19 protein-coding genes are annotated in these 21,347 nt (G+C 45.7%); all 19 read right to left on the bottom strand.

What is annotated here, in order from left to right:
- Complete coding sequence (mutS, locus tag AR442_RS10995) at positions 1-2,586, bottom strand: DNA mismatch repair protein MutS (protein ID WP_053285095.1); 2,586 nt, start codon at positions 2,584-2,586, stop codon at positions 1-3.
- A gap of 118 nt (positions 2,587-2,704) precedes the next feature.
- Positions 2,705-3,250, bottom strand: coding sequence for an outer spore coat protein CotE (cotE, locus tag AR442_RS11000; RefSeq protein ID WP_003154111.1), 546 nt, complete (start codon positions 3,248-3,250; stop codon positions 2,705-2,707).
- Between the two features lie 252 nt (positions 3,251-3,502).
- Entirely contained in the window at positions 3,503-3,934 is a 432-nt protein-coding gene (gene ricA, locus AR442_RS11005) for a regulatory iron-sulfur-containing complex subunit RicA (protein ID WP_003154113.1), read from the bottom strand.
- Positions 3,935-3,936: 2 nt separating this feature from the next.
- Positions 3,937-5,466, bottom strand: coding sequence for a tRNA (N6-isopentenyl adenosine(37)-C2)-methylthiotransferase MiaB (gene miaB / locus AR442_RS11010; protein WP_014417805.1), 1,530 nt, complete (start codon positions 5,464-5,466; stop codon positions 3,937-3,939).
- Between the two features lie 143 nt (positions 5,467-5,609).
- Positions 5,610-6,788, bottom strand: a complete 1,179-nt coding sequence (locus tag AR442_RS11015) for a glycine C-acetyltransferase (RefSeq protein ID WP_029325912.1) — start codon at positions 6,786-6,788, stop codon at positions 5,610-5,612.
- Between the two features lie 12 nt (positions 6,789-6,800).
- Positions 6,801-7,847 carry an L-threonine 3-dehydrogenase gene (tdh, locus tag AR442_RS11020; protein WP_014417804.1) on the bottom strand — a complete coding sequence of 349 codons (1,047 nt, stop codon included), beginning with the start codon at positions 7,845-7,847 and terminating at the stop codon, positions 6,801-6,803.
- 257 nt (positions 7,848-8,104) lie between these two features.
- Complete coding sequence (spoVS, locus tag AR442_RS11025; protein WP_003154135.1) at positions 8,105-8,365, bottom strand: stage V sporulation protein SpoVS; 261 nt, start codon at positions 8,363-8,365, stop codon at positions 8,105-8,107.
- Positions 8,366-8,564: 199 nt separating this feature from the next.
- Positions 8,565-9,359, bottom strand: a complete 795-nt coding sequence (locus tag AR442_RS11030; RefSeq protein ID WP_003154137.1) for a TIGR00282 family metallophosphoesterase — start codon at positions 9,357-9,359, stop codon at positions 8,565-8,567.
- A gap of 60 nt (positions 9,360-9,419) precedes the next feature.
- The gene (gene rny, locus AR442_RS11035; protein ID WP_003154140.1) at positions 9,420-10,979 is read right to left on the bottom strand and encodes a ribonuclease Y; all 1,560 of its coding nucleotides are present in this window, start codon (positions 10,977-10,979) and stop codon (positions 9,420-9,422) included.
- 292 nt (positions 10,980-11,271) lie between these two features.
- Positions 11,272-12,453, bottom strand: a complete 1,182-nt coding sequence (locus tag AR442_RS11040; RefSeq protein ID WP_017417799.1) for a serine hydrolase domain-containing protein — start codon at positions 12,451-12,453, stop codon at positions 11,272-11,274.
- A 166-nt stretch (positions 12,454-12,619) separates the two neighbouring features.
- On the bottom strand, positions 12,620-13,663 hold the full coding sequence (gene recA, locus AR442_RS11045; RefSeq protein ID WP_053284988.1) for a recombinase RecA: 1,044 nt from the start codon (positions 13,661-13,663) through the stop codon (positions 12,620-12,622).
- Positions 13,664-13,833: 170 nt separating this feature from the next.
- Positions 13,834-15,084, bottom strand: a complete 1,251-nt coding sequence (locus tag AR442_RS11050) for a competence/damage-inducible protein A (protein ID WP_029973453.1) — start codon at positions 15,082-15,084, stop codon at positions 13,834-13,836.
- Positions 15,085-15,101: 17 nt separating this feature from the next.
- Positions 15,102-15,683, bottom strand: coding sequence for a CDP-diacylglycerol--glycerol-3-phosphate 3-phosphatidyltransferase (gene pgsA / locus AR442_RS11055; RefSeq protein WP_007409821.1), 582 nt, complete (start codon positions 15,681-15,683; stop codon positions 15,102-15,104).
- Positions 15,684-15,756: 73 nt separating this feature from the next.
- Entirely contained in the window at positions 15,757-16,656 is a 900-nt protein-coding gene (locus AR442_RS11060) for a helix-turn-helix domain-containing protein (protein WP_053284989.1), read from the bottom strand.
- An 18-nt stretch (positions 16,657-16,674) separates the two neighbouring features.
- A complete protein-coding gene (locus AR442_RS11065; protein ID WP_003154149.1) occupies positions 16,675-17,466 on the bottom strand; it encodes a DUF3388 domain-containing protein in 792 nt (263 codons plus the stop codon).
- 128 nt (positions 17,467-17,594) lie between these two features.
- Positions 17,595-17,852 (bottom strand): DUF3243 domain-containing protein, encoded by a 258-nt coding sequence (locus tag AR442_RS11070; protein ID WP_003154150.1) that lies wholly within the window; start codon positions 17,850-17,852, stop codon positions 17,595-17,597.
- A gap of 75 nt (positions 17,853-17,927) precedes the next feature.
- The gene (gene ymfI, locus AR442_RS11075; RefSeq protein ID WP_053284990.1) at positions 17,928-18,656 is read right to left on the bottom strand and encodes an elongation factor P 5-aminopentanone reductase; all 729 of its coding nucleotides are present in this window, start codon (positions 18,654-18,656) and stop codon (positions 17,928-17,930) included.
- A gap of 59 nt (positions 18,657-18,715) precedes the next feature.
- A complete protein-coding gene (gene yfmH, locus AR442_RS11080) occupies positions 18,716-20,002 on the bottom strand; it encodes an EF-P 5-aminopentanol modification-associated protein YfmH (RefSeq protein ID WP_014417799.1) in 1,287 nt (428 codons plus the stop codon).
- Positions 19,999-21,279, bottom strand: a complete 1,281-nt coding sequence (yfmF, locus tag AR442_RS11085) for an EF-P 5-aminopentanol modification-associated protein YfmF (protein WP_012117578.1) — start codon at positions 21,277-21,279, stop codon at positions 19,999-20,001. Before yfmF ends, yfmH begins: the two co-directional genes overlap by 4 nt.
- Between the last annotated feature and the right edge of the window lie 68 nt (positions 21,280-21,347).

A 21,347-nucleotide genomic window follows, 5' to 3' on the forward strand; every position in this document is an offset into this window, starting at 1 on the left:
CTATTTTAATTTTTTTTGCAGCTTGTACATTTCGTTCATCGCTTCAAGCGGCGTCATATCGAGAATATTGATTGACTTAAAGGCTTCAAGCACTTGTTTTTCTTTATTAGAAACAGCCGGTGCCTTCTGTTCTTTTTCACCGTCAGCAAAAAAGGACAGCTGTGCCGGTTCTTCTCTGACGGCAGACTTTTTCTCAGATACCGCCGGAAGCTCCGGTTTATCTCCCGTCTGCTCAAGCTGTTTTAAGATCTCCTGCGCGCGGCTGATCAGATCATCCGGGAGCTCGGCAAGCTGGGCGACATGAATGCCGTAACTTTTATCTGCGGCTCCTTCTTTGATTTGATGGAGAAACACGACCGTTCCGTTATATTCCTCTGCGCGCACATGAACGTTTTTCAGCTGAGGAAGCTTATCTTCAAGCACCGTCAGCTCATGATAATGCGTGCTGAACAGTGTTTTAGCGCCGATATAATCGTGAACATATTCAATAATCGCCTGTGCCAGCGCCATTCCGTCGTACGTTGATGTCCCGCGGCCGATTTCATCAAACAGGATCAGGCTGTCTTTTGTGGCGTTCACAATCGCGTTTTTCGCTTCCAGCATTTCCACCATAAAGGTGCTTTGTCCGGAAATCAAATCATCCGCTGCCCCGATTCTCGTGAAGATTTGATCAAAAATCGGCAGAACCGCTTCTTTTGCGGGCACAAAACAGCCGATCTGGGCCATGATCGATAAAAGTGCGATCTGTCTCATGTACGTGCTTTTACCTGACATATTCGGACCCGTAATCAGGAGCATTTCCCGCGAATCGCCCATCAGGCAGTTGTTCGGCACGTATTCTTGACTGTCCATCACCTTTTCAACGACGGGGTGTCTCCCTTCAATGACTTTTACTTCATTATCAGAAAAGACGGGCTTTGTGTAATGCCTGTTTTCACTGATCGTAGCAAAGCATTGCAGTGCGTCCAGCTCACTCATTTGTTTGGCAAGACGCTGCAAGCGCGGAATAAATTGTTTCACCTTTTCACGCAGTCCGGCAAAAAGCTCATATTCCAGCTCGCAGATGTTGTTTTCCGCTTCTAAAATAAGCGCTTCTTTTTCCTTCAATTCCGGCGTAATGTACCGTTCGGCGTTTGTGAGGGTCTGCTTCCGCTCATACCGTCCGTCTTCAAGCAGATGAAGGTTTGCTTTTGTGACTTCAATATAATAGCCGAACACTTTATTGAAACCGACCTTTAATGAACGGATGCCCGTATAAGCGCGTTCCTGCTGCTCCAGTCTGGCAATCCAGTCTTTACCGTTTTTGCTGGCGTCACGGTACTCATCGAGCTTCTGATGATAGCCGTCTTTAATTAAATTGCCTTCTTTTAACGATAACGGCGGGTTTTCATGAAGGGCTTCTTCTAACAGGTCAAGCAAATCTCCGCACGGATCAATCAAGCCGGCGCGTTCTTTTGCTTTTTTATGGTTAAGAGACCCTACAAGCTCTTTGATGCTCGGCACTTGTTTTAAAGATTCTTTCAGCTGGATTAAATCCCTTGCGTTGACGTTTCCGAATGCGACCCGGCCCGCCAGACGTTCTAAATCGTATACTTCCTTCAGGCGCTCTCGCAGATCTTCACGCTCAAACAGATGATTGATCAGCGTCTCGACCATTTCCTGGCGTTCTTCGATTTGGGATGCCCTGATCAGCGGGCGGTCAATCCATTGTTTGAGAAGCCGGCCGCCCATTGCTGTTTTCGTCTCGTCTAAAAGCCAAAGCAATGACCCTTTTTTGCTTTTCGAACGGATCGTTTCCGTCAGCTCAAGATTCCGTTTTGAATACAGGTCAATTTTCATCGCTTCTTCCAATTCATATACTTGAACCGGCTGCAGATGATCCAGGCTCCGTTTTTGCGTTTTCTGCAAATACGTATATAAACGCATAAACGTCTCTGTCAGCTCTTCGCCCGGCAAGTGCTTTGCGATTTCAATGCGTTCTGTTATTTCCCCGTCTTCGATGGAAATCGTGGCGCCGCACCGTTCTTTCAGCTGAGCAGCTGTATGTTCGTTAAACTTGCTTGATACGACAATTTCCTTTGCGCCGACTGAGTAAATTTCTGACATGACATCTTCAATCCGCTCAATAAATACGGCCAGGTTTTCTCCGGTCGTTAAGTCCGATAAAGCGAGACCGTATCCGTTACGAAATTCGGAAACGGAAGCGATAAAGTTGTTTTCCGATTCATGGATGCCTTTTCCATCCATCACGGTTCCCGGTGTGATCAGCTGGACGACTTCTCTTTTCACAACGCCTTTAGCCGCCTTCGGATCTTCCGTCTGTTCACAGATCGCCACTTTATAGCCCTTTTTAATCAGCTGTTCAATATAAGCCGCCGCGGAATGATACGGCACGCCGCACATCGGAATTTTATCAGCCGAACCTCCGTCTCTGCTTGTCAGTGTAATTTCAAGCTCTTGTGAAGCTTTTTTTGCATCTTCAAAAAACATTTCATAAAAGTCACCAAGCCGAAAAAATAAAAAGGCATCTTGGTGCTCTGCCTTTATCTTCAAGTATTGCTGTATCATAGGCGTGTAACTAGCCATCATTTAATCCCTCACTATGTATCTTCTCTTATCCGAATCCCATTATAACATAAACAAAAGAGTGATATCTTTATATATAAAAAAGAGACTTGGGGTGTTAAACTCCCCTAGCCTCAACTTATTCTTCAGGATCTCCGACTAAAAATTCAGGGTTAATGTCCTCTAATTCTTCATCAAGATCGTCTTCCCAATCATCATCATCGTCTTCTTCCCAGTCAGGATTGACTTCGACGACGACTTTCGTTTCACCGACCACTTCTGCTAAAAATTCTCTCTCTGCCTGAACCACGATTTTATTTCCGTTAGGAGAAATGGTGACTTCAAGACAATTCGGCTGCTGCAGCACTTTGGCAATGACTTCGTGTTCGTCATCTAAGTAATTTGTGTCTCTGTATCTGAGTTTAATCACATCGACATACTTTACTCTCTCGGTTACAACTTCCGTTTTTGTATTATCGGCGTAAGAGTACCAGACGTTTATATCATAATACCCTTCAATTTCTACAGTCTTCCCGATCTTTTCGGCATCGTACTTGTGGTTGATAATCCAGCCGCCCAATATACTTGACGGTTTTTCTCCAGGTGAGATCGTGTTGGTGCATTGGGTGAATTTTCTTCCTTTCGCAACTACCGCTTTCGTAATAATTTCCCTGTATTCAGACATTCCGGCAGGCCTCCTTGTTCTTCTTCGTGTTATCTTATGCTGGGCATTTGTCTCATGTGCATTTTTATAATAAAAATATAAAAATACAAAGTTTCTGTTTCATTGTATGCAGCCCTGCCCAGAAACTTTACTTTTAAGTATGATAAAACTTTCCAGTAAAATGGGACAAAACGGTGAGTCAATGAAAATTTAGTGCATATTACAATTAGTTCTCAAACAGCAAAAAAACACGGGCCGATGAAGGCCCCGTGTTTAAATAGAACAGCTGTTATTCGAATGTTTTACTTTTGAACCGGTTTCTCCCGTCAGCAGGTTGCCTCCGGTAGATGTAATGATTTCGTTTGTCACCTGATTTGAGATCGTATGTGCGACAAGCTGAAGAAGGTCATTGACCTCAATCTGGGAATCTCTGAATTCCTGAATGATCGGAATCCCTTCAAGCTCTTCCTGCAGGGCGTCAATTTTACTTTCCACTTGTTTCAGCGCTTCAAGCTTTTCGTAGTGCTTCAGGTTAACGGCTTGCTTTTGCAGGGTTTTAATCTGATTAATAATCGCAGAGACTTTTTCATTTTCGTTAATCTGCGCCTCAGCGCGTTTGAAAAAATCAACTTCTTCTGTTTCAGAAATCATTTTCGCAAGGTTCCTAGCCTGCTGTACAATGTCTTTCTTAGAGTAAAGCGTCATTATTATTTCACCTCGATTGCTTCTCCTGCCATCACACCGTCAAGCGACCATGTTTTCGCCTGTTCGATTTTGACGCGTACAATCTTGCCGATGGCGTCTTTCGGCCCTTTGAAGTTGACGAGCTTGCTTTTTTCCGTATAGCCGGCAAGAATGTCAGGGTTATTTTTGCTTTCTCCCTCAACTAATACTTCGACAGTCCTGCCTTCATATTCCTTCATTTTTTTGGCTGAAATTTCTTTCACCAAATCATTGAGGCGCTGAAGACGTTCTTTCTTGACCCTCATCGGAACATTGTCTTTCATCTTCGCTGCCGGCGTGCCTTCACGCGGAGAGTAAATAAACGTATATGCGCTGTCAAATTCCACTTCGCGATATAACGAAAGCGTTTCTTCAAATTGTTCATCGGTTTCATTCGGGAAACCGACAATAATATCGGTCGTCAGTGAAGCGTTCGGCATCGCCGCTTTAATTTTTCCGACAAGCTCCAGATAGCGTTCTCTGTCATATTTGCGCGCCATCATTTTTAACATCGCTGAGCTTCCTGATTGAACCGGAAGATGGATATGATCAAGAAGGTTGCCGCCTTTGGCGAGCACTTCGATCAGACGATCATCAAAGTCACGCGGATGACTCGTCGTGAATCGGATTCTCGGAATATCAATTTTACGCAGTTCGTCCATTAAATCACCGAGACCGTACGTCATATCATCAAAATCTTTTCCGTACGCATTCACGTTTTGACCGAGCAGCGTGATTTCTTTATAGCCTTCGCTTGCAAGTCTTCTGACTTCCTGGATAATTTCCTCAGGACGGCGGCTTCGTTCTTTTCCGCGGGTATACGGTACGATGCAGTATGTGCAGAACTTGTCACAGCCGTACATAATGTTGACCCAGCCTTTAATTTTTCCGTTGCGGACTTTCGGAAGGTTTTCAATGACATCCCCTTCCTTCGACCACACTTCAATGACCATCTCTTTTGATAAATATGCCTCTGATAAAAGTTCCGGCAGACGGTGAATGTTGTGCGTGCCGAAAATCATATCGACAAACGGGTGCTTCTTAAGGATGCGGTTTACGACTGATTCTTCCTGTGACATGCAGCCGCAGACACCGAGAATCAAGTCCGGGTTATTTTTTTTGAGCGCCTTTAAATGGCCGAGCTCGCCGAACACTTTGTTTTCAGCGTTTTCCCGGATAGCGCAAGTGTTTAATAAAATAACGTTCGCGTCATCAACCGAATTTGTCGCTTCATAACCGAGCGCCATAAAAATACCCGCCATGACTTCCGTATCATGCTCGTTCATTTGGCATCCGTACGTGCGGATATAAAATTTCCTGCCTTCACCGAGGCCTTTAAATTCTTCTGAGATTTTAAAATCGTTATGATATTGAACGGATTCTTTGCCCCGTTTTTTCGCATCTTTTAAAGAAGGCGGAATATAAACGGCTTCAAAATACTTGCTGTAATCCTTTTCGGATTTTTTGTCCGCCGGATTCACTTGTCCGCTTTCCTGCTTTTGCTTTTCATTCATGTTCGAATGTCTCCTTTCAACCGAAACTTCCACCCTCAAGTATACTGGTTAAAAGCGTTTGGCACAACCGCCAGCCTATTATTGTACACCTTATTGAGAATAAGAATCAATAAGAAATAAAAAAGAGGGAATCATTTCCCCCCTTACACAAGCTGCAGCTCTTTTGCGGCTGAACGGATTACTTCCAGTGCCCGGTCAAGCTCCTCTTTTGTATGCTCCGCCGTAATAATGGTGCGGATTCTCGCTTTTCCTTGGGCGACCGTCGGATACACGATGCTTTGTGCAAAGACGCCGCGGGTCAATAAAAGGTCTGATAATGCCTGGGCTTTTTCTTCCTCCCCTATTAATATCGGCACGATCGGTGTTTCGCTTTTTGTGAGGGTCAGCCCCATTTGAACCAGTTTGTCTTTGAAATACGCCGTGTTTTCCCATAGCTTTTCCATATGCTCCGGCTCTTCCAGCAGGACGTCAATGGCTTCTATGCATGCGGCCGTTACCGCAGGCGGATGAGAAGTGCTGAATAAGAAAGGACGCCCTTTATGGCGCAGGTAATCGATCAGAACCTGCGACCCTGCGGCGTAACCGCCAAGCACTCCGATGGCTTTGCTTAATGTGCCCACCTGTATGTGGACTCTTCCGTCAAGCCCGAAGTGATTAACCGTTCCCCTTCCGTTTTTTCCGAGTACGCCGGAAGCATGCGCGTCGTCGACCATCACAAAGGCATCGTACGCCTCTGCAAGTTTGACGATGTCAGGCAAAGGAGCGATGTTGCCGTCCATTGAGAATACGCCGTCGGTGACGATCAGGCGCATGCGGTAATTCATTGATTTTTTCAGCACCCTTTCCAAATCGTCCATATCAACATGGCGGTACACCTTTTTATCTGCTTTTGTGAGCCTGATTCCGTCAATGATGGAAGCATGGTTCAGTTCGTCAGAGATCACGATATCCTCTTTTGTAAGAATGCTTGATAGGACGCCCTGATTCGTTGTGAACCCCGATTGAAAAACAAGTGCCGCTTCTGTTTTTTTAAAGTTTGCCAATTTCTTCTCCAGCTCATTGTGCATTGTGAATGTTCCGGCGATTGTCCGGACGGACCCCGTACCCGCTCCGAATTCTTCCGCGGCGCGTTTGGCCGCTTCGACAAGCCTTGGATGCGACGTCAAACCGAGATAATTGTTCGATGAAAGCTGTATCACGTTTTCCCCTTTGACTTCCACCGACGGACCCTGCTTCGTTTCAATTTGTTTCATTTGCTGCCACGTTTTATTTTCTTTCATTTTATCAAGCTCGGCTTTTAGAAATTCAAATTCTTTCATTATAGAACCCTCCCCTTATGGAATCAAAATGACTTTGCCGCACCGGCCCTTTCTCATCAGGTCAAACCCTTTTTCAAAGTCTTCAAGCGGAAACTGATGCGTGATCACCGGCGTCAGATCAACAAGGCCGGATTCAAGCAGGTGCGATACCTGCCGCCAAGTTTCAAACATTTTTCTGCCTGTGATGCCTTGGACGGTAAGTCCTTTAAACACCACGTCATTTGTCAGGTCAACCGTCACCGGACGTTCCGGCAGACTCAGCATGTGGAACCTTCCCCCGTTGGCCGCCATCTTTAATCCTTGTGTTATGGCTGTCGGGTGGCCGGACATTTCACAGACAAGGTCGATTCCTTCTCCGCCTGTTAAGGTGTCGATCACCTCAAGCGGATCTTCCTCGTCAGCTGGAATGGTGATCGTGGCTCCCAATTTCTTCGCAAGAGCCAGCCTGTAATCATTTTTATCAATGGCCGCAATACGGGACGCACCGGCCGCTTTAGCCACCGCCACCGCCATCAGTCCGATCGGTCCGCAACCGATAATTGCAGCGGAACCGCCCGCAAGCTGGCTGTTTTCCAGCACCGTATGCACCGCGTTGCCAAGCGGCTCTTGAACAGAAGCGACGGCGGGGTCCATATCAGCGGGATTTTTCCAAACATTTCGAGCCGGCACTTTGACATATTCAGCGAAGGAACCGGCTGTATCTACGCCGAGGATCTTTGTATGGGTGCACACATGATGTTTTCCTGTTAAACAAGGGACACAAGTACCGCAGACGAAGTGGGTTTCAGCCGAAACGTAGTCACCTATTTTGACATTTGTGACGTGTTTGCCCGTTTCCGCTACGATACCGCTGAATTCATGTCCGAATACTTGAGGTGTTTTGATTCGTTTCTGCGCCCATTGATCCCAATTATAAATATGCACATCTGTACCGCATATAGATGCGGCCTGTACTTTAATGAGAACTTCATTCTCATTAATGGAAGGTATGGGAATTTCTTTCAGAGTTGCTCCGAAAGCGTTTTCATTTTTGACGATAGCTTTCATCTTTCCTCCCAACATGTACACTCCTCCTCGAAAAAACACTGTAATAACTGGATTGTAACACGAGATAAAAAGGAGGTAAATACCAGTGTCCACTCCAAGAAAACAACTGCTTCCGTCCGGAAAAATGGGCGGGATTTTTTTTGAATATTATATGAATAAAGCCATTTATCATCTCTTCGTACTATCAATATAATATTGTGAGAAAATATGACAACAATAAAAACAACCCGCTCGCCTTACGCAAGCAGGTTGAGAATGTCGTGTTTTTGTTTTTAACGGGGTTCGACGATTAACTTAATCGCCGTTCTTTCTTCTCCGTCAATCTGTATATCTGTAAAAGCCGGAATACAAATCAAATCTACGCCGCTTGGCGCGACAAAGCCTCTGGCAATCGCAACCGCTTTAACAGCCTGGTTTAAGGCACCCGCCCCAATTGCTTGAATTTCGGCGGCTCCGCGTTCCCTCAATACACCGGCAAGCGCGCCTGCTACTGAATTTGGACTTGATTTTGCTGAAACTTTTAAGATTTCCATTTCTGCTCCCCCTTAGTTTTACAATGGATAAGTGAGTGTTCATTAGAACAATCATTATTAGATGTTGCTATCCAAAAAGCCATCCCCACAATGCTTTTCAAAAATAGCGGGCTACCTTCCATTTCTACTATATTCACTAAGAAGTTGCTATATTCCTGCTTTTCCTTTTAATATTTTTATAAAATAAACACATGATCACCTATTCAAAGAACATATGGTCATCATTGATTAATATCCGTTCGATATTTACGGCCTTTTTCGTTTGATCGTCGATGTCAATGAGCACTCCGCTCAGCGTAGTTTTACCTTCCGCCACCGTAAACCGGACGGGAAGATTGGTTTTAAACCGCTTGATGACCGTTTCTCTGTCCATACCGAGAATTCCGTCGTACGGACCCGTCATGCCTACATCAGTAATATATGCCGTTCCTTTCGGTAAAATGCGGTTATCTGCCGTTTGCACGTGTGTATGGGTGCCTACCACGGCAGAGGCTCTTCCGTCTGTGTACCAGCCGATCGCAATTTTTTCGCTTGTCGCTTCGGCGTGAAAATCAATAAAAATGTACGGCGTGCGCTTTTTCGCTTCTTCTATTAATTCATCCGCTTTAGCAAACGGATCATCAAGCGGCGGAAGAAACGTCCGCCCCTGTAAATTAATGACGGCAAGCTCTTTTCCGTTCGATTTAATATAGGTAATGCCTTTGCCCGGTGTACCTTCCGGGAAGTTCGCCGGGCGGACAAGATGCGGCACATCATCAATAAAGTCGAAGATCTCTCTTTTATCCCACGTATGGTTTCCCATTGTAATGGCATCGGCTCCCGCTTCCATCAGGCTGTGGTAGATCTTTTCTGTCAGTCCTTTTCCGTGTGCTGCATTTTCTCCGTTAATAATTGTAAAATGCGGTTTATGTTTCGCTTTCAGTTTCGGGACATATTCTTTTACCATGTCGCGGCCCGGGGAACCGACAACATCTCCGATAAATAAAATTCTCATACATTCCATTCCTTCCTTTTCAGGGACTCAAAAAAATAAAGTGATGCGCTAAGCATCACTTTATTTTGCATACTCTACGGCTCGAGTTTCTCTGATTACGGTCACTTTAATGTGGCCCGGATAATCAAGCTCGTCCTCAATTCGTTTACGGATATCACGTGCCAAACGATGGGCTTCTAAATCATTAATGGAGTCCGGCTTCACCATGATGCGAACTTCACGGCCGGCCTGAATCGCAAATGATTTTTCAACACCTTCGTAAGACTCGGAGATTTCTTCAAGCTTTTCAAGTCTGCGGATATAGTTTTCGAGCGTTTCACTTCTCGCGCCCGGTCTTGCGGCTGACAGTGCATCAGCGGCAGCGACCAGAACGGCGATAATGGAAGTCGGCTCTTCGTCTCCGTGGTGTGACGCAATACTGTTAATGACGACTGGATGCTCTTTATATTTGGTCGCAAGCTCCACTCCGATTTCCACGTGGCTTCCTTCCACTTCATGGTCAATTGCTTTTCCGATATCATGCAGAAGACCGGCCCGCTTGGCAAGCTTTGCATCTTCTCCAAGCTCGGAAGCCATTAAACCGGCTAAAAACGCAACTTCCATAGAATGTTTCAGTACGTTCTGCCCGTAGCTTGTACGGAATTTCAACCGGCCGAGGATCTTGATCAGATCCGGATGGAGTCCGTGAACGCCGACTTCAAACGTCGTCTGCTCACCCATTTCCCGGATATAGTCATCAACCTCACGGCGGGATTTTTCAACCATTTCTTCAATGCGCGCCGGGTGAATACGGCCATCCTGAACGAGTTTATCAAGAGCGATTCTTGCCGTCTCCCGTCTGATCGGATCAAATCCGGAAAGAATGACTGCTTCAGGTGTGTCATCAATAATCAGGTCAATACCTGTAAGCGTTTCAAGCGTACGAATGTTACGCCCTTCACGGCCGATGATACGTCCTTTCATCTCATCATTCGGAAGATTGACGACCGATACCGTCGTTTCGGCAACATGATCTGCTGCACAGCGCTGCAAAGCAAGCGACAGAATGTTTTTCGCCTTTTTATCTGCCTCTTCTTTCGCACGGTTTTCGGTTTCTTTTGTCATGATGGCGATGTCATGTGAAAGCTCATTTTCAACCCGGTCAAGAATGATTTGTTTCGCTTCATCCCGTGTCAGGCTCGAAATGCGTTCGAGTTCTGACTGCTGCATACGAATCATCTCATCCACTTTGCTTTCCATCTCTTCAATATGTTGTTGTCGTTCATTCAGAGAATGATCTTTCTTCTCCAACATCGCTTCCCGTTTATCAATTCCTTCATGTTTACGGTCAAGATTTTCTTCTTTTTGAAGTAAACGGTTTTCTTGTTTTTGAAGCTCATTTCGTCTTTCACGAACTTCCTGTTCAGCATCTATTCGAAGTGTATGGATTTCGTCCTTTGCTTCAAGCAGAGCTTCTTTTTTCAGTGCTTCAGCATCACGCTTTGCATCTTCAAGGATTTGCTCGGCAGCACCGCGTGCGCCCGCAATCTTTGCTTCGGCAATGGTTTTACGAACATAGTAGCCAACAACTAAACCGAGCAGAGTCAGCAAAATGGAGATGAGAACCGTCATTGGGGTCATACTTTCACCTCCTCTTGCTATGAACTTGGTTTTTGCTTAAATAAGTGCCGGCATGTACATTGTTTGATTTTCTCAACATACAGAACCTTCACAGGGAATGAGTCTCTCATGCCCTTGTCAAGTTTAAATGGTTTAACAATCATGTTAAAAAAACAAATGTTACAACTTCATTGTAATTGTGTCGGAAATACTTGTCAAGCTTGCCAGCTTAACGATTCGCCTTCAGCTCGGAATCTTCGCCATGTATATATCATACCATACCTAGATCTGCTTTTCGTGAATGACGGCTCTGTCAGTCCGCCTGGTTAAGCAATTGATAAATTCTATTGTTTACCTGTCCCAATTTGGCGTTATTCTGAATGTTTGACAGTAATATGACATATTTGCTTGCCGAATGGCTGAAGCTGTTCAAAATGTTGTAACCGGGCATAACACCGTGATTGGAATAGCTTCCCGGATCAATGTAAAACCCCATGCCGTAAGCGGCACTGCTTCCTGCTGTAAACATTTTTGTGAAGCTTGCTTTTGAAAGGAGCGTGTTGTTTACGATCGCTTTATCAAATTTATAGAGATCTTCAGCGCTCATATACATGTCGCCTGCCCCGTACAGCTGCGATAAGTCCAAAAGGTGCGGCGTTACAAGACTGCCGCTCTCATCGACTTTGTAGCCGACGGCAGGATATTTGGCTTTGGCAAATGTTTTGTAAAATCCGGCATGCTTCATTCCGGCCGGTTTGAACACGTGTTCTTTTATATATTGTTCATAAGGCTCCCCGCTGACCTGAGATACGATATAAGCAAGCACTGAATAGTTGGAATCCCTGTAATCCCAAACCCCGGGCTGCCGTTTAATTCCGCGGTTTTCTATATCCTTGATTAAATCAATTGGAGAAATCGGTCCCTGACCCTCAATATGCCCGTTTATGCCGGACGTATGATTGAGCAGGTTTTTCAATGTAATGCGCGTGCCGTTAGGAAAATTCGGCAAGTATGTACTGACGGGGTCACTCGTCTGCAGCAGCCCTTTTTCTTCAAGCTGCAGGACAGCCGTCGCGATTAACGCTTTTTGTGAAGAACCGATATAATATGATGTCTCCGGATTGTTTTTAATTTTTTGTTTTCGGTCCGCATAGCCAAAGCCTTTTTTCAGCACAACTTTTCCATCTTTTACGATCATTGCTGTGCCGCTGAACCCGATCTGTTGCAAGTAATTGCTGATCTGTTTATTGTGATCGATTGATTTAGGTGTTTTCTCTTTTTGCGTCTTTTCTTTTTTCTGTTGAGTCTGGTCTTTTGAAGTATCAGATTGAGCGGCGGGAGCGCTTTTAACGGATTCCTTCTCCCGGTGATGCGCTGTGACGGTCCAGATCATAATAAAAACAGTGACAAGCAGCAGAAAAAGAAACAGCCCTCCCGTTTTCATCAGCTTCTTCTTTCTTTTTTTATTTATTCTTGTGCGGCGGGGGCTCGTCATCTTTTTTCCTCCTCAGATATAATTTCAACTTTCGCCATGATGTTAGACGAGTGAAGGGTGAAAAAAGTTGTAACATTCCAGATAAAATTTTCCGAAACAGCCAGTGTTTTTTGAAACACACAAAAAAAGAGCGGAAATTGCTTATTCCGCTCTTTTGATCGTGTTTTTATTCTTCTAATTCCATCTCTTCCTGAACTTCTTCCGCTTTGTCCGTTACACCGTTATTGTCCAAACCGTAATATTCACGGATTTGTTCCTGAATCATCAGCATGATGTCTTTATTTTCCTTTAAGAACTGCTTGGCGTTTTCACGGCCCTGGCCGAGGCGTTCTTCTTCATAAGAATACCACGAACCGCTTTTTTGGACGATATCCAGTTCAGTTCCAAGGTCGACGATTTCCCCTTCTTTGGAGATTCCTTCACCGTACATAATGTCCACTTCAGCCGTACGGAACGGAGGAGCGACTTTGTTTTTTACGACTTTAATTCTCGTTTTATTCCCCATGACGTCGTTGCCCTGCTTTAATTGCTCGGCACGGCGCACTTCAAGGCGCACGGAAGAATAGAATTTCAGCGCGCGGCCCCCCGGTGTCGTCTCCGGATTTCCGAACATAACGCCGACTTTTTCACGAATCTGGTTAATAAAGATTGCGATTGTTTTAGATTTATTGATGGCGCCGGAAAGCTTACGGAGCGCCTGAGACATGAGACGCGCCTGTAAACCGACGTGTGAATCACCCATGTCACCTTCAATTTCAGCTTTTGGAACAAGCGCCGCAACAGAGTCAACGACTACGATATCAACAGCTCCGCTTCGCACCAGCGCTTCAGCAATCTCTAGCGCCTGCTCTCCCGTATCCGGCTGAGAAAGCAGAAGCTCTTCGATATTGACACCGAGCTTTTGCGCGTAAACAGGATCAAGAGCATGCTCAGCATCAATAAATGCTGCCTGTCCGCCTTTTTCCTGAACCTCAGCGATTGCGTGAAGCGCTACAGTCGTTTTACCTGAGCTTTCAGGTCCATATACTTCAATAATCCGTCCGCGCGGGTATCCGCCTATTCCGAGAGCGGTATCAAGTGCAAGGGAACCGCTTGGCACCGTTGAAATTCTTGTATCCGTTTTTTCTCCGAGCTTCATGATGGAACCTTTGCCGAATTGTTTTTCTATTTGCTTAAGAGCCATATCTAAGGCTGCCTGACGATCACTCATTTATTTTTTCCTCCTTTATCTTGCCACTACATATACTATACCTTGTTTACTGGCATTTGCCAAGAAAAAAGCGAACGCATATTCGGATTTTTTCCGCGTTCGCTTTTCTGCAAAAGAGCATAATTTCCCTTATAAAACTTAAAAATCAGAGAAAACGGCTCTTTAAAACTTTATTTTTGATCCAGCATTTTCAAAATGAGATGGCAGCCGTATTTAGCGGCGCGCTTTCTGATTCCGGTTCTTGAGCCGGCAAAGTTAAATTCGTGCACCTCTTCTTTTCCTTCCGCTGAAATGCCGATAAAGACGCGGCCCGGAGCATGCCCTTCCTGCGGGTCGGGACCCGCAACCCCGGTAAAGCTGATGCCGATATCGCTTCCGGTCAGCTTTCTCACACCGGCTGCAAGCTCTTTCGCACACTCTTTGCTGACCGCTCCGCTTTCTGCGAGCGTCTCAGCTTTCACGCCGAGCACATGCTGTTTCACGCTGTCGGAATAACAGACAACGCCCCCTGCAAATAGTTGAGACGCACCGCTTAAATCAGTCACCCACTCTGAAAACAGGCCGCCTGTAAAGCTTTCGGCAGAAGAAATCGTGATTTTGTTTTGTCTGCATGCTTTTGAAAGCTCCTTCACCAGAGACGTATCATCATATCCGTAGAAAAATTCACCGACACGTTCTAAAATGGCGGCTTCCGTTTCTTTTAAAAGCCGTTCTGTTTCTTTTTCGTCAGCATGTTTCGCCGTTAAACGCAGCGTGACCTCTCCGTCAGCAGCAAGCGGCGCAATCGTCGGGTTCGTCTGCGCATCAATGATATCTTCTAAATCAGCTTCAAGCTGGGATTCACCGATTCCGAAAAACCGCAGCACGGTTGAAACGATTTTCTCATTAGAACCGAGCTTTTTAAGAAGCAGCGGCTTCGCTTCATTTTCAAACATCGGACGCAGCTCGCTCGGCGGCCCGGGAAGCAGCATATAAAGCCTTGAGCCGTGCTCTGCAAGCATTCCCGGCGCCATGCCGAAATGATTCGCCAAAACGTCTGAGCCCTCAATGACGAGCGCCTGTTTGCGGTTATTCGGCGACATGGTCCGTTTTGTTTTCACGAAATATTCTTCGATCGACCGGAATGCTTCGTCATTCAGAACGAGCGGGCGCCCCAGTGTGTTTGCAATGGTTTCTTTCGTTAAATCGTCCTTGGTCGGCCCGAGGCCGCCTGAAAAAATAATCAGGTCTGAGCGCTCTTCGGCAATGCGGATGACTTGCTTAAGCCGCTCCGGATTGTCACCGACAGCGGTATGATAAAACACGTTTACACCGATTTCCGCCAGCTCTTTACTGATAAACTGCGCGTTCGTATTGGCGATCTGGCCGAGCAGAAGCTCCGAGCCGACTGCAATGATTTCTGCTTTTTTTGCTATTTCCATCTTTAAGTCCTTCTTTCTTAGTTAGATGTTTTTAACGCATCCCAGTTCTTCGCAAAATAATCCCAGCCGGAAATGACTGTGAAGAGCACAGCTACCCATAAAGCGATATCGCCGAACGGGAAAGAAACGAGCTCAAACGGAAGATTATGCAGCAAAAGCGCGGCAACAGCGATGATCTGAGCCCATGTTTTAATTTTCCCCAGCATATTGGCGGCTACAACTTCCCCCGTTCCCGCCAGCACAAGTCTTAATCCCGTTACGGCAAATTCGCGGCTGATGATGATGATGACCATCCACGCCGGCGCAAGGTCAAACTGCACAAGCGTAATTAATGCCGCGGATACCAGCAGTTTGTCAGCCAGCGGATCTAAAAATTTCCCGAAGTTTGTCACGAGGTTCAGTTTTCTGGCGTAGTAGCCATCCACCCAGTCAGTCGTTGATGCGATAATGAATAAAACAGCTCCCGTAAGATGCGCTACCGGAATCGATTCATCCCCTATATGAACGCTGCCCCACTGAAAAGGAACAAGCATGATAATCATAAATACAGGAATTAAAGCGATTCTTGCCAGTGTGATTTTATTCGGTAAGTTAAACATAAAGCCCCTCCAATAATATGTACTCGGACGTGAAGAAAAAGTCATCTTAATCGTTCAGATGACTTTTCCCCTTTTATTTTTTCATCTTGATTGTGATGGTCTGCGCCATCACATCATGCGGATTGAGTTCATAGGACAGAACCTCTCCGTTGATTTTAATTTTCAGGTTAGGGGCATAGCCCGTGCGGATTTCAATCTGCTTTTGATCCGTGACGTCTTTTTTAAAGGTTTCGCCCTTTTGCAGCGTTCCTTCTTTTAAAGAATCGCCGCTGTCATCACGGACGCGGATCCATGCGCTGTCAGAAGCAATCAGTTCAAGCTTATACTTATCTGCCCCGGAGACGTTGTATGAAGAAGCCGAGCCTTCCGTTCCGGCCGCTTTGATCTCCGTCTTTTCACTGCTTTTTTCTTTCTTTTTCTGCTCTGATGCTTTTGTGTCCTTTTTATCTTTCTTGCTGTCAGATTGCGCTTCGTCATTTGTATTGCCGTCGTTTTTCAGCGCAGAATCCTTAGGAATCTCATACTTGCTCTCACTTTGGGTGACGGCTTTATCTCCGTCTGTCTGTCCGGATTTGCTCATTCCGAGCTGAATAATCGCATAAATGATCGCGATGACGATAATGACACCGATGACGACAAGGACGGTCGGAAGCCATTCCGCCGCCTTTGAAGCGGACTTAGGAAGCTCCCTTTGCATGGCAAGACCGGAAATTTTTTCCGACACATCGTCATGGTACGTGTTAGGGATGTCTTTTTTATATTCTTCAAATAACTGATCTGAATCAAGCCCGACAGCTTCAGCGTATTGCTTGATAAACGCCCGCACATAAAAATTGCCGGGAATGACGTCATAATTGCCTTCTTCCAGAGCGGTTAAGTATCTTTTCTGAATTTTCGTCGCCGCCTGGAGTTCATCCAATGACATCCCTTTTTCCTCTCTGGCTTCTTTAAGCCGGATTGCTAATTCTGTCACAACAAACACCTTCCAATATTAAAAATCAAAGCTTGAAAAACCGGTCTGATCAAACATTTGCGGTTCTTCTGCATGTTCATATGTAATGACTTCGTCAGGATCATTTCTGAGTTCGATAATATAATCGAAATCATCGAGCGTATACTCCGAATTTTGAACAAAAATATCGGGGTGCTCCACGACCTTTGTCGCCGGAAGCCGCATAATTTCACTGACGAGCTGAAGATGGCGCTCAGATCCCCGTCTTGTCGAAACGATGCCGTCGAGGATAAACACGTTTTCCGTGCTGTATTCATCGGCAACCAGCTGGCTCCGGATCGTTTGTTTTAGCAACGTTGATGATACGAAAAGCCATCTTTTGCTGGCACAAACGCTTGACGCAACGATGGACTCTGTTTTTCCGACCCTCGGCATTCCCCGGATTCCGATCAGTTTGTGCCCTTCTTTTTTAAACAGCTCAGCCATAAAGTCAACCAGAAGGCCGAGCTCGTCCCTTTCAAAACGGAAGGTTTTTTTGTCATCGGCATCACGCTGAATGTATCTTCCGTGGCGGACTGCGAGACGGTCGCGAAGCCTCGGTTCTCTCAGCTTCGTTACTTTAATGGTCTCCATTGTTTTTAAAATTGATTCCAATCGTTTAATTTGATCTATATGCCGGCATCTGAGCAGCATTCCCCTTCTGGAAAGGTCGACACCGTTAATTGTGACAATATTAATTGACAGCATCCCGAGAAGAGATGAAATATCCCCGAGCAGGCCGGGGCGGTTCACTTGAATTTCATATTCAAAATACCATTCGAGCTTTGCCAAATGATATACCCCCTCCATTGTGGCAAATTTTTACCTTCCTTTATCATAAAACATTTTTCTCTAATTAGAAAGAAGAATGTTGCTCTATAGAGGAAAACATAAAAAAAGAGAGGAGAAATCCCCCCCTCTTAATGAGTGCTGTTATTTTCAACAAGCTTCACCATCATATTTGCGATGGCGCGCTGTTCATCTTCAGAAGCAACGCTCCAAAGATCAGCAAGCACTTTTTCCTGATGGTTTTTCGAGTCGACTTCGTTCGCAAGGTAACCGCCGATTTCTGTAGCGAGGTCAGTGATCGTTTCATCACTCATCCCTTTTTCCTGCGCATAGTTCAATCTGTCGCCAAGGAAATTCTTCCAATTATCCCAGTTTTCTAATACTGACATGTTGGGTTCCTCCATTTCATCTGTTGTTACAAAATTATTTTGTCCGTGCAGATGCAAACTATACACACATTTTTTTCAGCAGTGCCAGCCGCCGTTTACGGATAATATATGCCCCGTAATATAGGAAGCCTTGTCCGATAATAAAAAGGCCACCGCTTCGGCGATTTCCTCCGGCTTTGCCAGCCGGCCCGCGGGAATTTCCTCTGCCAACGCTTCTTTTTCATCAGACGTGAACTGATCAAGCATATTTGTATCAACGGCACCCGGCGAGACTGCATTCACGCGGACGCCGCTCGGAGCAAGCTCTTTGGCAAGCGCTTTGACGAACGAATGCTGCGCTCCCTTGACCATGCTGTATAATACCTCGCACGATGCGCCTGTTTCTCCCCAGACGGAACCGATCGCGACGATGCCCCCGCTTTTTTCCCGGATCATGCCGGGCACCAGATTACGCGCCAAAAGAAACGGACTCGTCACATGCAGCTGCACCATCTCCCGCGCCATGTCATCCGTAACGTCCGTAATCAGGCCGAAATGACTTTTGCCGCTGTTTAGTATCAGGGCGTCCACAGGCTGCTTAACGGAACGGCTGAGTGTCTCCGCGCCATCCGGTGAGGACAGATCCGCCTGAATAACGGAGGCTTTTACGCCGAATGATGCGCTCAGCCTTTCCGCAAGCCTGTGTGCGGCTTCCTTATTAGAATGATAATGCAAAAGGACGTCATATCCGTTTTTTGCGAGGACTTCACTTATACTTTGTCCGATTCCGCCGCTTGCTCCGGTTACGAGCGCTGTCTGTTTCATCAATCAATACTCCTTCTTTCCCCAGAAAAACATCCCTCAGGGCGTGAGGGATGTTTTTGTTATGATTTTGGCACGACTTTGCAGACTGTCAGCCTGTCTTCTGATATTTCTTCTTTAATGACCCGCTTTACGTCTTCCAGCGTAATCTGCTCCAGTACGGTTACGACATCAAACAGACTCATATCTAAAAAGGCGTAGCGTGTAAATTGGTTGGCGATATATTCAGGCGAATTGAGCGCTTTTAAGAATGACCCGATCTTCTTTTTTCTCGCAAGATCAAGTTTTTCCGCAGTCACGGCTGATTCCGCATCAAGCAGCATGTGTTTTAATTCGTCAGCGAGCTTATCCGGCTCCGGTGTATCTCCTCCGACAGAGGCAAAACCGAATCCGTATTCAGCCGTGTAATCAAAGCTGAAGGTTTCATCAATGTAGCCTTTGTCGTACAAGTCACCGTAATGCGGTGAGCTTTTTCCGAAGAGACATTCAAGCATGAGGTTCATGCTGAGCTCGTGCTTCAACAGCTCCTGCCCCGTTTTATAAGGGTCTTTCGCCTTTAAGCCGACAAGACATTTTGAGCCTTGCACGTTCATTTTTAACTCCTGCTCCCGGCGGAAAACCGCTTCCTGCTCCTGAACTTCTTCACGTTTGATTTCGGGCTGGTCTGTAAAAGGCTTTTTCTCCTGGTTTTTCCGCACCTGGCTGATGACCGCTTCAGGATCTGCGGGACCGACGATAAAGAGCAGCATATTGCTCGGGTGATAAAACGTTTCGTAGCACTCATACAGCAGATCTTTCGTAATATGTGAGATGCTCTCCACCGTTCCGGCAATGTCAATTTTCACGGGGTGGTCTTTATACATATTTTCGATAAGACCGAAAAACAGCCGCCAATCCGGATTATCATCATACATATTGATTTCCTGGCCGATGATGCCTTTTTCTTTTTCAACTGATTTTTCCGTGAAATACGGGTCCTGAACAAAATCCACGAGTGTTTCCAGGTTTTTCTCCACATTAGAAGTGCTGGAGAACAGATAAGCGGTTCGTGTAAATGATGTAAAGGCATTTGCCGACGCCCCCTGCTTACTGAAGTCCTGAAACACGTCGCCGTCCGCTTTTTCAAACAGTTTATGCTCCAGAAAATGCGCGATTCCGTCAGGGACGTGTACCATTTCTTCCTTATTTAAAGGAACGAATTGATTGTCAATGGAACCGTACTTTGTCGTAAACACGGCGTATGTTTTATTAAAGCCCTGTTTCGGCAGCACATAGACATCAAGGCCGTTTGCCATTTTTTCATGATACAGCGTTTCCTGAAGCTGTTCGAAGTTTATCGGTTTAGTCAAGATGCTCCCCCCGTCCCTTTTAAGAAATAAGTCGTATCCAGCTTAATGTTCTTTCCGACATTGATAATGTCCTCTTTTGTCACTTTCTCGATATTGTCAAGGAACCTTTCGATCGGTATCTCTACTTGGGCTGAGGCCTGCTGATACAGAAATTCCGCTAAACCGTATGCCGTATCAATCGTTTCTAATACTTGATTTTTAATAACGGCTTTCGTTTGGGCGATATCATCTTCTGAAAAGTCACCGTTCTGCATAGCCTGAAACTGTTCTTCAATGATGGTGACGGCCTGCTTGTAATTTTTCACCTCAATGCCCGACATGACCATCAAAAGCCCTTTGAAGCTTTCCACCCTTGAGGCTGCATAATAGGCGAGGCTCGCTTTTTCACGGACATTTATAAACAGCTTTGAATGAGAGAAACCTCCGAACAGCCCGTTAAACACCTGCAATGCCGGATAATCCGGATCTGTATATGTCGTATTGGTCCGGAATCCGATATTCAGCTTGCCCTGCTTGACGTCCTCTTCATCAATGACTTCCTTCGGATCGGGCTGTTCATTCGCCGCGCTTCTTTCAAAAGGCTGCAGCTCCCGTTCTTCCGTTTTAAAATACGTATCAACGGCCGTTTTCACCTGATCTGTATCAACATCGCCGATGACGTACAGGTCCAGCTGGTCTTCGCGTATGGCTTTTTGATAGGCTTCATACAAATCTTGCGGTGTAATGTGTTCAACATCATCGAACTCGCCGTTGACGTGAAGCGCATACGGTTCGCTTTTGCACATTTCCTGAACGAGACGCAGATTAGAATATCTCATCTTATCATCATATACGGCTTGAATCCGCTGTTTCAGCGTCCGTTTTTCCTGCGTGACATAAAGGGGCAGGAAGGCGCCGTTTTCCAAAGCGGGCGAAAAGACAAGCTCTGATAAAAGCTGAAGACCTTTTTCCAATAACGGTGTGCGGTCCTTCAGATACTTTTCATTAGGAATCTCAAGTCTGAACGTAATGACATGACGTTCTCCCTTTTTTGTCAGATCAGCTGAAACGGATGTGCCGTACAGCTCATCAAAATAAGACCGCAGATCAGCGGTTTTCGGGCGGCTTTCTGTTCCGCGCAGAAGCACATGCGGAAACAGCGCCCTTTTTGTTACGAGCTCTTTCGTTAAAGGAGCCAGCATTTTAAACGTCAGCGAAACGGTTTTAAATTTCTCGGTCTTTACGATGTGGGCGGTGATCCCGCCGTGCTTTGACTTCATTTCATTTACGTAAGTCATGTGAAACCTCCTTCGTTCATTCTTTCATAGTATGTATTATGACCAAATTTCAGCATTCGCAAAAAAGA

The sequence above is a fragment of the Bacillus velezensis genome (assembly GCF_001461825.1).
Lineage (GTDB): Bacteria > Bacillota > Bacilli > Bacillales > Bacillaceae > Bacillus > Bacillus velezensis.